Origin of the sequence: Klebsiella sp. WP4-W18-ESBL-05 (assembly GCF_014169075.1) — a bacterium.
Lineage (GTDB): Bacteria > Pseudomonadota > Gammaproteobacteria > Enterobacterales > Enterobacteriaceae > Kluyvera > Kluyvera ascorbata_B.
Map to the genome: position 1 here is coordinate 1,327,882 of NZ_AP022057.1, position 12,223 is coordinate 1,340,104.

The window sequence follows — 12,223 nt, forward strand, 5'->3', positions numbered from 1 at the left end:
TCGTTCGCGCCGAATTCAACAAAAGGAATATCTCATGAGCAAAGCAACAACTATAAACAAATTATCCATGTCTTATCGGAATCAGCGATATGCGCTCACTATGCGCTCACGTTCCATATATAAAGACAATGACCGTTGGCTGGAGGTTGTCGCCGCGCAAAACAGACGTGTATGGCGAAAATGGCGTCGCTCGGTTGGTAAGTCAAACAAATTGGGGTTTAGAGCAACTGCATCAGGGCGTGTCGCGGCTATGTGTGAGGCAGATATGTGGGCAGCAATCATTCGTAATAACCGCCGCAACATCAATATCAACATCGTGGGAGTTGTGTCTGATGAATAAAAATCATGTTTATGACGCTGCTCTGGCGCTTTGGGGTTATGACCGTCAGGTTCTGACCACAGCAGAAGAGTGTAACGAACTGGCCGCTGCGTGTACTCGTTTTGTTACTCATAAAGCGAACGGCAACCGCATTGCCGAAGAAGCGGCCGACGTTGAAATTATGATTGAGCAGCTTCGCCACAATGGAATGAGTGAAATGATTGACCAGCATAAAATTCAAAAAATGGATCGTCTGGCTCGACGCGTGGAGGTCGCGCTGGATTCGGTATTACCTGCCAGCCCATCAGTATCTGCCATGCTTGAAGAAGCGGTTGAGCAGCTTGAAATGGCTCAGGCTCTTTACATTGACAGGCAATCCAGTAACCGTCTGGCCGCAGCAAGAACCCGCCGTTGCATTGCCCTCCTGATGCAAGCTGCACAGAATATGATGCGCGAGCAGCAGTTGGCTGAACAAAGTATGGGGATGCGCCTATGAGTCGTGCATCTTTAATTACCCTTATCCATGTGGCCAAAAATAAACTGCAGCTGGATGATGACACTTATCGTTCGGTGCTCCAGAACGCTACCGGTGAAATCAGTTGCCGTAAACTAACGGTCAGCCAGTTAGAAAAGGTTTTAAAGACACTGGAAGAAAAAGGATTTAACCGACAAAAAAGAAGTAAACGTCGCCAGAATACGGCTCTGCCAGAAAGCGACAAAATCCGCATGATATGGCGAAATATGGCAGAGCATGGTTTTCTGGTTGATGCCAGCGAAGCGGCCCTTGACCATTTCGCCGAGCGCATCACCAGACTCAAAAACGGGGGCGAAGGTGTTGCAACATTATCATGGTTACGTGGTGAAAAACTTCTGAGCGTTCTGGAAAGTCTTAAGCAATGGCATATCCGTGAGATGAAATCTTCTCTCGCGGCTCATGGCGTCATAATGCCAGTGAACCCACGAACCGGGGCCGAGAGTCGGGATTATGGCACCATTCTTTCGGCGTATAACGACGCAGCAAAAAGGTGGGCGAAATGAGTAATGACCTGTTTGGTGATGTTCGCGACGATAGTATTCTTGACCATATTGACGATGAGGTGGAAAGTTCTCGTTTCCCGTCTCTGCTTGCAGAGCTGAATGCACTTTTGCGTGTTGAGCTTGGCCGCCTTGGATATGATCCGAAACATTCGATTGAGCTGGTTGCCGCTATCAGCGGGAAAATTGGCGGTATGCAGGTCTATTTTCCTCGCGGGCAGGTGCTTGAGCAGCTCGTTCGCGACATGCGGATCTGGCGTGACTTCACTGGCGATAATGTCCAGGAACTGGTTGAACGCTACCATGTGACCTACAAAACAGTGTATAAAGCTATCAAACGGATGCGTAGGTTAGAATTAAGCAAAAGACAATATTCTCTGGATATGGAGTAATGGCTATGGCTGGTGGTGTGTTGATTGATATTGTTGTCATTATCTGTGTGTTTTGGGTGTTCTTTGATGCTGATGTAGCCCCCTGAAACACCGGACAGTAGCTGTATCTCCAGATAAGAGATAGGCTTGAATATATGTCTAACACTAACGCCAATTTTGAGATGACCGGGATCCTGTTAGGGCAAGAAGTCCGTAAACGTAAAACTCCTCAGGAGAAGATCGCCATTATCCAGCAGACGATGGAGCCGGGTATGAATGTCTCCCATGTCGCCCGCCTGCATGGTATCCAGCCCAGCCTGCTGTTTAAGTGGAAGAAGCAATATCAGGAAGGCAGCCTCACCGCCGTTGCGGCTGGAGAGGAAGTCGTTCCTGCTTCTGAGCTTACTGCTGCTCTGAAGCAGGTCCGGGAGCTTCAGCGCCTTCTGGGCAAGAAAACGATGGAAGTTGAGATCCTGAAAGAAGCCGTGGAGTACGGTCAGTCGCGAAAATGGATAGCGCACGCGCCCTTGTTGCCAAAGGACGGGGAATAGCCATGGTCAGCCGGACCATGGGCGTGTCGCGTGCGCAACTGTCACTGCGGATTAACCGTTCTGCCGACTGGCAGGACAGGCGCTGTAACCGGCGTAATGAAGAAGCAGACGCAGAAATACTGTCGGCTATCCTCAACATTATCAGCGATATGCCGAGTTATGGTTATCGACGCGTGTGGGGCATCCTGCGCAAGCAACGTCGCACAGAGGGACAGCCACCTGTGAATGCCAAACGGCTTTACAGGATAATGAGCGAGCATAACCTGTTGTTGTTGCATCACAAACCAGAGCGACCGAAGCGTGAACATAAGGGCAAGATAGCGGTGGCAGAAAGCGATATGCGCTGGTGTTCAGATGGCTTCGAGTTCGGCTGCGACAACGGCGAAAAACTGCGGGTAACGTTCGCGCTGGACTGCTGCGACCGTGAGGCCATAGACTGGGCAGCAAGCACGGGAGGCTATGACAGTTCGACCGTGCAGGATGTGATGCTGAGGTCGGTGGAAAAGCGCTTCGGCGACAGGTTGCCCGACACAGCGGTGCAGTGGCTGACGGATAACGGTTCAGCGTATACCGCGTATGAAACGCGGAGGTTCGCGAGAGAGCTGAATCTGGAGCCCTGCACAACAGCGGTGAGCAGCCCGCAGAGTAATGGCATGGCCGAACGGTTCGTGAAAACGATGAAAGAAGACTATATCGCGTTCATGCCAAAACCGGATGTGAGAACAGCACTGCGAAACCTTGCAGTAGCGTTCACGCATTACAATGAAAACCACCCGCACAGCGCGCTGGGATATCACTCCCCGAGGGAATACCGGCGGCAGCGGACATCGTTAACTTAAGATACAAAAGCTGTTCGGAGATGGAGGGTCAAGATCAGATGCAGCTAAATAGCTGCGCGGAATAGTAGATCACTGAAAGGGAACTCAGCCCGGATTGTGCGATCTGATCAATCGCCAAACCAACCAAAATCACCAACCGGACTGAGCGATGCCGATCATAGTACCAATACCCCGTGGCGAACGACGCCTGATGCAGAAAGCTATTCATAAAACGCGTGATAAAAATCATGCCCGCAGACTCACGGCCATGCTGATGCTTCATCGGGGTGAACGGGTCAGCGATGTTGCCAGAACTCTCTGTTGTGCCCGTTCATCCGTTGGTCGCTGGATTAACTGGTTTACGCACTCAGGTATTGAAGGCCTGAAATCCTTACCCGCAGGGCGCTCCCGACGCTGGCCTTTTGAACATATCTGCACCCTGTTACGTGAGCTGATAAAGCATTCTCCCGGCGATTTTGGTTATCAACGTTCACGCTGGAGCACCGAATTACTGGCAATAAAAATCAATGAGATAACCGGTTGCCAGTTACATGCAGGAACCGTTCGCCGCTGGTTGCCATCTGCGGGGCTTGTATGGCGCAGGGCCGCGCCAACTCTGCGTATCCGTGACCCACATAAAGATGAAAAGATGGCGGTAATCCACAAAGCGCTGGATGAATGCAGCGCAGAGCATCCGGTATTTTATGAAGATGAAGTGGATATCCACCTTAATCCTAAAATCGGTGCGGACTGGCAGTTGCGCGGACAGCAGAAACGGGTAGTGACGCCGGGGCAGAACGAAAAATACTATCTGGCCGGCGCACTGCACAGTGGCACGGGTAAAGTCAGCTACGTGGGCGGCAACAGCAAAAGTTCAGCGCTGTTTATCGCTCTGCTGAAGCACCTGAAAGCCACTTACCGGCGGGCGAAAACAATCACGCTGATCGTTGATAACTACATTATCCATAAAAGCCGCGAAACACAGCGCTGGTTGAAAGCAAATCCCAAGTTCAGGGTAATTTACCAGCCGGTTTACTCGCCGTGGGTGAATCATGTGGAACGGCTATGGCAGGCACTTCATGACACGATAACCCGTAATCATCAGTGCCGCTCAATGTGGCAGTTACTGAAAAAGGTCCGCCATTTTATGGAAACCGCCAGCCCATTCCCCGGAGGAAAACATGGTCAGGCAAAAGTGTAGCGGTATTAGGCGCAGCTATTTAGTCACAATATAGGGAGTTATGTGGTAGCGGATGGTATTCAAAAGGGATATAGAAAGGGCCTGCATCCAGTTGCGTGGGCTATCTTGAGTTTTCTTATTCTTCCTTTTTTCTTCTATCTGCTGAAAAGGAAGTCCTTGCTGGAAACCGCAAAAGAAAACCCCGCCGTTACTGATAAAAGCATAAGTTTTATTATTCTACTGCTACTGGCATCAGCTTGGATTCTATATAGCTATAGGGAAATATTATTTTACTAATTCAGTAAATATCCAATGAAGCCGGTAAATCCGGCTTTTTTTATGCCCGCGACAAAATGGGGAAAGTATCACTTTCTTCCCTATTACAGGAGCCGGCATGACCAGTTCAACACTCTCTCCCGCATTTGCTCACGCACTCTCTTTTGTCCTCGCTCGTGAAGGGGACTATGTCAATGACCCCAACGATAAAGGCGGAGAAACCAACTTTGGTATTTCTGATAAACGCGATGGGGTTGCTGATGGCCTCACCGATGTAAATGGTGACGGCAAGCCAGAGACCCGAATTAAAGACCTAAACAAAGAACAGGCTGGGCAGATTTATTATCGCGATTACTGGTATCCGGTATATTGCGAAAAATGGCCAGATGGCATTTCCCTTTTCATGTTTGATGCCGCTGTTCAGCATGGCGTTAAAAAGGCGATCCAGTTACTGCAGGAAGCTGTTGGTGTTTCTGCCGATAGCATCGTCGGCCCTAAAACTATCAATGCAGTCACCAGCGCTGATGCTGAATGGCTGCTCAATCGTTGCTTTCTCCGTCGTTCCCGCTATTACGCCAGCATCATCAAATCCAATGCCTCCCAGGGCAAATACCTCAACGGCTGGTTTAACCGACTCGATGAGCTGGCGAACGCCTGCCAGGAGGTTATCGGCGGTCAGATCTCGGTAGCCCGGAGCTAATCATGGGCAAAGGCTGGGATGCGTCAATGCGTCAGGGGCGGCGTGATCGTATCCGGCAGGAAGTGCTCCATCGTGTTGGGAGCGGACCGCCTCCCGTTCCCGTCGATTATTCAGGTTGTGATGGCACCCATGCGAGCTATTACCGCAAAGGGTGGGACTCCGTAGATATCAGAGACATCATCTGGCAATGCCAGCGCTATAAGGAAAAACACCGTGTTTAAATCTTTTGACTTCACCTGGTTCAAACAGGCTTTACTCCGCGTTTCTCAATCAGGCTGGTTTGTGCTGGCACTGGTCGTTCTGTCGCTCGTGTTCTGCAATATTTATGGACGCCAGGCTTTTATTGTGTGGTGGTGTGCATTCTCTGGGGTTGGGCTTATCGGCTTCAGTATCTTCCTCGGTAATCTGCCTTATCGGCTCCTTAAACCTGATACTCGCCTCAGTCGTTTTGCCCATTTCTGGGCGTGGCTGGTCTGGTCTGTGGGGGCTCTTTTGATTGTACTTTCGCCGATTTTCGCAGAGCCACTAAAGCTTATCTGGCTGACCCCCGTCGGCGCGGCCGCTGCGCTGCTGTGCTGCTGTGCTGCCACTGGGTATCACGTAAGGGGTTGCTCGCATGGATCCAGTAACGCTCACCACAATCGCCTCGGTTCTTCTGAAGGCCGGGCCAACCCTCGTTCGTACCGTCGGTAACTGGTTTGGTGGCGATGCAGCGAAAACGGCGGACTCTGTCGCCGGCATTGTTGAAACCGTTAATGGTGCGATTAACCCGACAGACCAGCAGCGGGTGCTTGAGCAGAAGCTGGCACAGCTCCCGCCTGAACAGTTCGTCCAGCTCGAATCACTGAAAGTCCAGCTGGAGTCGTATCAGCTTGAGCGGGATAAAGCTCTGTTGGCAGACCAGCAAGCCGCCCACCATGAACAGCAGGAAACCATCCGTAACGGTGACAACGCCACAGATGAATATGTTCGCCAGACCCGCCCGCGAATGGCCAGGCTGTCGCTCTACAGCAGCATCGCCTATGTGATGCTGATGTCCATTGGGCAGCAGGCCGGCGCAATATCTGGGGCGTTTGGCCATGCGTTTTCGATGCCGGAGCCCGACTGGGATATTGCCCTGATGCTCGCCACGCCTGCGCTTGGGTATCTGGGTTTCAGAACGCTAGACGGTTTCGCGCGGTACAGTAAATCCAGCAAACACAAGGTGGCACTCCCCCGATGACAGATGCCTTCGATCGCGCCAGTAATCTTGAAACCACGGACCGGGAACGCGCCTTAAACAACCATTTAAGCCGCATAAAAGAGCGAGCTGAACATCCAGGATTCTGCAACGACTGCGGCAATGACATCCCGGAAAGACGCTTAGCTGCCAATCCGGATGCAGTGACCTGCTTGACCTGTCAGGACATCAGAGAAAAAAGGGGGAAGCGTGGGCTGGGAAGTCGTTAAAGGTAACTGGACCATTATCTGGGCGCTGTTTATGTCAGCAGTGAGCGTTATTCAGCTTTTGCTGGCAAAGACCTACGTCAAGCGCGAAGAGCTGGACCTGATGCGCCAGCGCGTTCAGGGGCTGGAAAACACGATCGCAGTGTTACCCAGCCAGAAAGACCTCCACCAACTGCAACTGGAGATGAGCAATCTGCGGGGCGAGCTGCGCGAGCTGGCTCCGTCAATTCGTCAGGTTTCGCGCATCAGCGACTTACTTCTGGAAAACGAACTGAAGGATAAATAGAGGATATGTCTATGCGTGATGTACTTGACCAGGACCAGCGCCTGGTCCTTTTGCGCTCTCTGCTCGATTGTGGTGACAGCGCTAACGAATCCATTCTGCAGACCTGCCTGCAGACCTATGGCCATAAGGTTTCTCGTGACTCAGTCAGGACGCAGCTCGCCTGGCTCAAAGAACAGGGGCTGGTCTCTCTGAGTGATGTTTCCGGCTGTTATGTGGCGGAAATCACCGGCCGGGGTGATGAAGTCGCCAGCGGTCTTATCACCGTTCCCGGTGTCAAAAAACCACGTCCACGGGGGGAATGATGGCGAATAAGCTGAAACCACTGACAAAGGGTGAACGTAACATCATTAATCTGATGGCGGGCGTGCTGGTGTGCCTTGAGCTGGAGGTCCGGGCGGTGGCCCCGCAAGTGGAGAAGTCAACGGGTAAGAAATACGACCATAATGCCCCTGACTCCTACCTGAATACGTTTCTGAATAACAACCCGGAATACAAGCGAGCCTGGAAGCTTCTGCTGAAAGATAAGGCCAGCCATGAGCGCGGGTTCCTGACGAAAATCAGGGGGGAGCATGGCGAGTGAACAACGTCCAACCCGTGGCCGGCCCTCAAAGATTGATCTCCTCCCAGATATGGTTCGCGATCATCTGCACCAGTTGCTGCGCAATAAACGGCATACCCAGGAGGAAATCCGCGAAGCCATTAACGAGCTGATTGATGAGCATAACCTTCCGGAAGACATGAAGCTCAGCCGTACCGGTCTGAACCGCTATGCCAGCCGCATGGAAGAGTTCGGCGCAAAAATCCGTGCTTCCCGCGAGATGGCTGAAATCTGGGCCGCAAAGCTCGGTTCTGCGCCGTCCTCTGATGTCGGGAAATTACTGCTGGAGTTCGTGAAGACGCTGGCGTTTGAGACGTCAATGGAACTGGCCGACAGCAATAAGACCGTGGAGCCTAAAGCGCTGGGACAGCTTGCGCTGGTTGCCCAGCGACTTGAGGCGGCTGCGATGGCCAGCCATAAGCGAGAGAAGGAAATTCGCCAGGCCTTTGCTGAAGAAGCGGCTGTACAAGCGGAGAAAATCACCAAACAGGCGGGGCTTTCCGCTGAGACAGCCGCTGATATTCGCCGTCAGATTCTGGGGATCGCCTAATGGTCGATATGATCACAGACAACGCTCTGACCAGCGCATCCGCTGCGGCGATTCTGGCAGGTGAATTTGCCCCAGATCAGTTGCTATTGCCCTATCAGAAGCGCTGGATTGCCGACGACGCGCAGATAAAGATTGCAGAAAAGTCTCGTCGGACCGGGCTGACATGGGCGGAGGCGGCTGACGCTGCGCTGAATGGGTCAATGTCTCGTGAAGCGGGTGGATGTGACACGTTCTATGTTGGCACTACGAAAGACATGGCGCGTGAGTTTATTGATGCCTGCGCCATGTGGGCCAAGGCTTATGACCGGGCTGCATCAGAAATAGGCGAAGAAGTACTGGAAGATGAGGATAAAGATATCCTCGTTTACGTCATCCAGTTCGCCAGCGGTTTTAAAATCAAGGCACTGTCTTCCAATCCGTCAAACCTGCGTGGTATGCAGGGTAACGTTATTATCGATGAAGCAGCCTTTCAGGGCGATCTAGCAGCGTTACTGAAAGCTGCGCTGGCTCTCACTATGTGGGGGGCGAAGGTGCGCATTATTTCAACACATAATGGCATTGAGCACCTCTTCAATACTCTGATTACGGAATGTCGTGCTGGTAAGCGTCGTTATTCCGTACATCGCGTTGATATTGAAACTGCTATCCGTGAGGGGCTCTATAAACGAATCTGCCAGGTCACTAGGCAAATATGGTCGCTTGCAGCCGAGGCCGAATGGCTGGAAAACCTGCTGAGCGATACCGCGACTGAAGAAGATGCCCGCGAGGAATACTACTGCGAGCCGAAGAACGGCGGCGGGACTTATCTGGCCCGTTCCATTCGTGAGCGAGCGGCCCGAGGTTCCGGCCCCGTTCTGCGCTTCACCGGTTCGACAGAGTTCAATGCTACACCTGAAGGTGTCAGGGCGCTGGATATGCAGGACTGGCTTGAACGGATCGTACTTCCCGAACTGAATAAGCTGCCGCAAAACCTCCGCCACTGTCTGGGGGAGGACTTCGCTCGTTCTGGCCACCTCACTGTCTTTGCCCCGATGACGGTCAACGATGACACCACGCGCACGGTTCCCTTTCTGGTCGAGTTCGCGAACGTTCCTTACAAACAGCAGGAGCAGGCGCTGTTCTTTATCTGCGATCGCCTTCCCCGCAGGGATGGCATCAAGCTCGATGGCCGTGGGAACGGTAACTATCTGGCCGAACAGGCGGCAGAGCGTTATGGCGATGAAGTCGAAGTGGTCATGCCTTCAGTTGGCCACTATCGGGAGAATATGCCCCGCTTTAAATCAGCCTTTGAGGATGACGAGCTGGTGCTGCCTAAGCATGAAGACGTTATCAGTGACCTCGGGCAGATTGTCATCCTGCGCGGTACTCCCGGAATTGATGACCGGGAGAACACCGGCAGCGATGGCCACAAGCGGCACGGCGACAGCGCCTATGCCATCTTCCTGGCGTTTCTGGCCAGCAAAGAGGATTGCCGGCGATACGAGCTGCACCGCCTCAATAATCCAACGCAGCAGCGTAACCGCGACAGCGCGCGCCAGTTGCGCACAACCCGTGGTCTTAAAAATCAGCGAGGACTGCTTTGATGAAGAAAAAACGCAAAGGTGCTACCCGTAGCCTGCTCAATCCGGCAACAAATAATCCGGTTACCGTTAATGAAGAGAGTATGGCCCAGCCGGAAGCGCGGGCCAGACGCGCCAGCGTCCGGACTCCATCACCCGGCATCAGCGTTGCCAGTACGTTGTCCCCGGCGCGATTAGCCGGGGTATTACGTAATGTGACCGACGGAAACGCTCGGGATTACTTCATCCTTGCTGAAGAAATGGAGGAGCGCGATCTACATTATGCGAGTGTGCTCCGTACTCGTAAGCTTACCGTGGCCAGTCTTATTCCGAGCGTCGTTGCCGGCAGCGATGACGAACATGATGTGATGCTGGCAGATGCGGTGCGCAACCTGATGGAACAGCCGCAAATCCCCGAGTTACTGTTCGATCTGCTGGATGGTCTCGGTAAGGGCGTCGGGGTATGTGAAATCCTCTGGAGCACGCGTGATGTCTGGATTCCCTATGATTACGAATGGGTGGACCCGCGCTTCCTGAAGCCAGACAGCGACACGCTGCGCGAGTTCAGGTTGCTGACCGATGAGCAGCCAGTTGACGGTATTCCGCTGACGCCGGGTAAGTATGTGATGCACTATCCCCGACTGAAATCGGGTTTACCGCTGCGTAATGGTCTGGCTCGTCTGGTCGCGGTGATGTACATGCTGAAGTCTTTCACCGTCCGGGACTGGTGGGCGTTTGCTGAAAAATTCGGTATTCCGATTGTTGTCGGGAAATATGGTGCGAACGCCTCCCCGGAACAGATTCAGACGCTGATTGATGCCATTGCGTCTATTGCGTCAGATGCTGGCTGTGCTATTCCCCAGTCTATGCAGCTCGATATGCAGGAGACCGCCAGTCGCAATGGCGGAGGGGTACTGTTTAAAGAAATGGCTGACTGGTGTGATGCGCAGACCAGTAAAGCCGTTCTCGGCCAGACAATGACAACGGACAACGGCAGTTCGCGTTCTCAGGCTGATGTTCATGATCGGGTGCGAATGGACATCGCCCGATGGGATGCCCGCCAACTGGAGAACACTATCAATGAGTTTCTGGTCCGCCCCTTCATCCAGTTCAACTACGGTCCGCAGGAGCGATACCCGCGTGTTAAGCTGCCCATCAGTGAGCCGGAAGACCTCAAGGCATTTGTTGATTCTCTGATTCCATTAATCGATCGCGGGCTTCGTGTACAGGAGTCTGAGGTACGCGATAAGTTTGGCCTGGCAGAGCCAGAACAAGGCGCAACGGTACTCGCCCCATCGAACAGTTTTACAGCCTACAGCATGGCACCCACACTGAACCGCGAACAGATGGCGCTCAACCGTGCTCAGAGTGATGAGATTGATGGGATGGTCAATGACGCGCTACAAGACTGGGAACAAACCGGCGATGCGTTTACCGGCCCTGTGCTACAGCTGGCGAACGACGTGGACAGTTTCGACGAATTCCTGGCTCGCCTTCCTGCGCTGCAGAAGTCGCTTAAACCTGATGACTTCGTCCAGCAGCTGGCGTTGCTGAGTTTTAAAGCGCGTGCGCTGGGAGATGCCAGCGATGCCTGAATCAACCATTATCCCCAAAGAAGCGCTGGCCTGGCTGAAGTCTAAAAAGCTGAAGCCCGGTTTTGATCACCGTGATGTCTGGCGTGAAGAACATAGCCTCGGTTTCACCGTGGCCAAAATGACGCAACTTGATCTGCTGCAGGACGTGAAGACCATTCTGGAGGAAGCGCTGGCCAGCGGGCAGACCTTCGCCCAGTTCAGGGAAACCCTGAAACCGATGCTGGTAAAACGTGGTTGGTGGGGTGTTCAGATGATGGACGACCCGCTGACGCAGGAATCCAGGGTGGTGCAGCTCGGAAGCGACAGGCGCTTACGTACCATTTACGACACCAACATGCGAACCGCACGCAGCGCGGGCCAGTGGGAGCGCATTGAACGGACCAAACGCGCTATGCCCTACCTGCTGTATACGCTGGGACCATCCCGCGAGCATCGACAAGAACACCAGCAGTGGGCGGACCTTTGTTTGCCGGTGGATGATCCGTTCTGGCAGACGCACATCGGTCCCAACGGCTGGGGCTGTAAATGCGGGGTGCGGCAGGTCAGCAAGCATGAGTACCAGCAGCTCCAGCAGAACGGCGTCACCCGTAACGTGCAACAGCTCGATGACAGCGGTAATCCAACGGGCCATGTCATCCGGCAGTCCGTGCCGGTCCGCACTGAAGCGCCAGCCATCGAAAGGGTTAAGTGGATCAATAAGCGTACCGGCGAAGAGGAAATGGTCCCACAGGGTATTGATCCAGGGTGGGACTATAATCCGGGTACAGGGCGCAGAGCTGAGCTGGAACGTCAGCTACAGCTGAAACAGCAGGCATTTGACGCTGGGATGTAACGGCAACAATAACCTGCCAGAATCGCGCGTAGTGACGTTATCGCGCTTTGTGATACGATGACGCTCTGAAATTTTCTTAAACGCTTCCAGGCGTTTTTAAACGTGGT

18 protein-coding genes are annotated in these 12,223 nt (G+C 53.2%); all 18 read left to right on the forward strand.

The features are described from left to right. Nucleotides 1-34 precede the first annotated feature (34 nt). The 18 genes from H7R58_RS06330 to H7R58_RS06415 all read left to right on the forward strand — a co-directional run bounded on the left by H7R58_RS06330 (nt 35) and on the right by H7R58_RS06415 (nt 12,116). Complete coding sequence (locus tag H7R58_RS06330) at nt 35-340, forward strand: hypothetical protein (protein ID WP_182929340.1); 306 nt, start codon at nt 35-37, stop codon at nt 338-340. After that, entirely contained in the window at nt 333-815 is a 483-nt protein-coding gene (locus H7R58_RS06335; protein ID WP_182929339.1) for a nucleoside triphosphate pyrophosphohydrolase family protein, read from the forward strand. Before H7R58_RS06330 ends, H7R58_RS06335 begins: the two co-directional genes overlap by 8 nt. Continuing rightward, nucleotides 812-1,357: a gp16 family protein gene (locus H7R58_RS06340; protein WP_182929338.1), complete on the forward strand. Its 546-nt coding sequence runs from the start codon at nt 812-814 to the stop codon at nt 1,355-1,357. The genes H7R58_RS06335 and H7R58_RS06340 overlap by 4 nt, the downstream gene beginning before the upstream one ends. Next, a complete protein-coding gene (locus tag H7R58_RS06345; protein ID WP_182929337.1) occupies nt 1,354-1,746 on the forward strand; it encodes a Mor transcription activator family protein in 393 nt (130 codons plus the stop codon). The genes H7R58_RS06340 and H7R58_RS06345 overlap by 4 nt, the downstream gene beginning before the upstream one ends. Before the next feature lie 161 nt (nt 1,747-1,907). Next, nucleotides 1,908-3,115, forward strand: a protein-coding gene (locus H7R58_RS06350; protein WP_089617520.1) for an IS3 family transposase whose coding sequence is annotated in 2 segments (ribosomal slippage) — nt 1,908-2,229 and nt 2,229-3,115 — 1,209 coding nt in all. Because the reading frame shifts where the segments join, the coding sequence is not laid out codon by codon here. 148 nt (nt 3,116-3,263) lie between these two features. Continuing rightward, nucleotides 3,264-4,295 (forward strand): IS630-like element ISEc33 family transposase, encoded by a 1,032-nt coding sequence (locus H7R58_RS06355; RefSeq protein WP_001395480.1) that lies wholly within the window; start codon nt 3,264-3,266, stop codon nt 4,293-4,295. 373 nt (nt 4,296-4,668) lie between these two features. Beyond that, entirely contained in the window at nt 4,669-5,250 is a 582-nt protein-coding gene (locus H7R58_RS06360; protein WP_182929336.1) for a glycoside hydrolase family 108 protein, read from the forward strand. 2 nt (nt 5,251-5,252) lie between these two features. Next, entirely contained in the window at nt 5,253-5,471 is a 219-nt protein-coding gene (locus tag H7R58_RS06365; RefSeq protein WP_182929335.1) for a hypothetical protein, read from the forward strand. Then, nucleotides 5,464-5,943: a hypothetical protein gene (locus H7R58_RS06370; protein WP_227674958.1), complete on the forward strand. Its 480-nt coding sequence runs from the start codon at nt 5,464-5,466 to the stop codon at nt 5,941-5,943. Before H7R58_RS06365 ends, H7R58_RS06370 begins: the two co-directional genes overlap by 8 nt. Then, the gene (locus H7R58_RS06375; protein ID WP_182929333.1) at nt 5,867-6,472 is read left to right on the forward strand and encodes a hypothetical protein; all 606 of its coding nucleotides are present in this window, start codon (nt 5,867-5,869) and stop codon (nt 6,470-6,472) included. The genes H7R58_RS06370 and H7R58_RS06375 overlap by 77 nt, the downstream gene beginning before the upstream one ends. Then, complete coding sequence (locus H7R58_RS06380) at nt 6,469-6,699, forward strand: TraR/DksA family transcriptional regulator (protein WP_182929332.1); 231 nt, start codon at nt 6,469-6,471, stop codon at nt 6,697-6,699. Before H7R58_RS06375 ends, H7R58_RS06380 begins: the two co-directional genes overlap by 4 nt. Then, on the forward strand, nt 6,680-6,982 hold the full coding sequence (locus H7R58_RS06385; protein ID WP_163446208.1) for a DUF2730 family protein: 303 nt from the start codon (nt 6,680-6,682) through the stop codon (nt 6,980-6,982). The genes H7R58_RS06380 and H7R58_RS06385 overlap by 20 nt, the downstream gene beginning before the upstream one ends. Nucleotides 6,983-6,993: 11 nt before the next feature. After that, entirely contained in the window at nt 6,994-7,284 is a 291-nt protein-coding gene (locus H7R58_RS06390) for a VpaChn25_0724 family phage protein (protein WP_182929331.1), read from the forward strand. Beyond that, nucleotides 7,281-7,562 carry a hypothetical protein gene (locus tag H7R58_RS06395; protein ID WP_227674321.1) on the forward strand — a complete coding sequence of 94 codons (282 nt, stop codon included), beginning with the start codon at nt 7,281-7,283 and terminating at the stop codon, nt 7,560-7,562. Before H7R58_RS06390 ends, H7R58_RS06395 begins: the two co-directional genes overlap by 4 nt. Then, complete coding sequence (locus H7R58_RS06400; RefSeq protein ID WP_182929329.1) at nt 7,552-8,130, forward strand: DUF3486 family protein; 579 nt, start codon at nt 7,552-7,554, stop codon at nt 8,128-8,130. Before H7R58_RS06395 ends, H7R58_RS06400 begins: the two co-directional genes overlap by 11 nt. Further along, the gene (locus H7R58_RS06405; RefSeq protein WP_182929328.1) at nt 8,130-9,713 is read left to right on the forward strand and encodes a terminase large subunit domain-containing protein; all 1,584 of its coding nucleotides are present in this window, start codon (nt 8,130-8,132) and stop codon (nt 9,711-9,713) included. The genes H7R58_RS06400 and H7R58_RS06405 overlap by 1 nt, the downstream gene beginning before the upstream one ends. Continuing rightward, nucleotides 9,713-11,284 carry a DUF935 domain-containing protein gene (locus tag H7R58_RS06410; RefSeq protein WP_182929327.1) on the forward strand — a complete coding sequence of 524 codons (1,572 nt, stop codon included), beginning with the start codon at nt 9,713-9,715 and terminating at the stop codon, nt 11,282-11,284. The genes H7R58_RS06405 and H7R58_RS06410 overlap by 1 nt, the downstream gene beginning before the upstream one ends. Next, on the forward strand, nt 11,277-12,116 hold the full coding sequence (locus H7R58_RS06415; RefSeq protein WP_413774306.1) for a phage minor head protein: 840 nt from the start codon (nt 11,277-11,279) through the stop codon (nt 12,114-12,116). The genes H7R58_RS06410 and H7R58_RS06415 overlap by 8 nt, the downstream gene beginning before the upstream one ends. The last annotated feature ends 107 nt before the right edge of the window (nt 12,117-12,223 follow it).

Bases quoted from the DNA above. Each gene is read 5' to 3' on its own strand.
- H7R58_RS06330 (WP_182929340.1), top strand. From the start codon at position 35: ATGAGCAAAGCAACAACTATAAACAAATTATCCATGTCTTATCGGAAT.
- H7R58_RS06335 (WP_182929339.1), top strand. From the start codon at position 333: ATGAATAAAAATCATGTTTATGACGCTGCTCTGGCGCTTTGGGGTTAT.
- H7R58_RS06340 (WP_182929338.1), top strand. From the start codon at position 812: ATGAGTCGTGCATCTTTAATTACCCTTATCCATGTGGCCAAAAATAAA.
- H7R58_RS06345 (WP_182929337.1), top strand. From the start codon at position 1,354: ATGAGTAATGACCTGTTTGGTGATGTTCGCGACGATAGTATTCTTGAC.
- H7R58_RS06355 (WP_001395480.1), top strand. From the start codon at position 3,264: ATGCCGATCATAGTACCAATACCCCGTGGCGAACGACGCCTGATGCAG.
- H7R58_RS06360 (WP_182929336.1), top strand. From the start codon at position 4,669: ATGACCAGTTCAACACTCTCTCCCGCATTTGCTCACGCACTCTCTTTT.
- H7R58_RS06365 (WP_182929335.1), top strand. From the start codon at position 5,253: ATGGGCAAAGGCTGGGATGCGTCAATGCGTCAGGGGCGGCGTGATCGT.
- H7R58_RS06375 (WP_182929333.1), top strand. From the start codon at position 5,867: ATGGATCCAGTAACGCTCACCACAATCGCCTCGGTTCTTCTGAAGGCC.
- H7R58_RS06380 (WP_182929332.1), top strand. From the start codon at position 6,469: ATGACAGATGCCTTCGATCGCGCCAGTAATCTTGAAACCACGGACCGG.
- H7R58_RS06390 (WP_182929331.1), top strand. From the start codon at position 6,994: ATGCGTGATGTACTTGACCAGGACCAGCGCCTGGTCCTTTTGCGCTCT.
- H7R58_RS06395 (WP_227674321.1), top strand. From the start codon at position 7,281: ATGATGGCGAATAAGCTGAAACCACTGACAAAGGGTGAACGTAACATC.
- H7R58_RS06400 (WP_182929329.1), top strand. From the start codon at position 7,552: ATGGCGAGTGAACAACGTCCAACCCGTGGCCGGCCCTCAAAGATTGAT.
- H7R58_RS06405 (WP_182929328.1), top strand. From the start codon at position 8,130: ATGGTCGATATGATCACAGACAACGCTCTGACCAGCGCATCCGCTGCG.
- H7R58_RS06410 (WP_182929327.1), top strand. From the start codon at position 9,713: ATGAAGAAAAAACGCAAAGGTGCTACCCGTAGCCTGCTCAATCCGGCA.
- H7R58_RS06415 (WP_413774306.1), top strand. From the start codon at position 11,277: ATGCCTGAATCAACCATTATCCCCAAAGAAGCGCTGGCCTGGCTGAAG.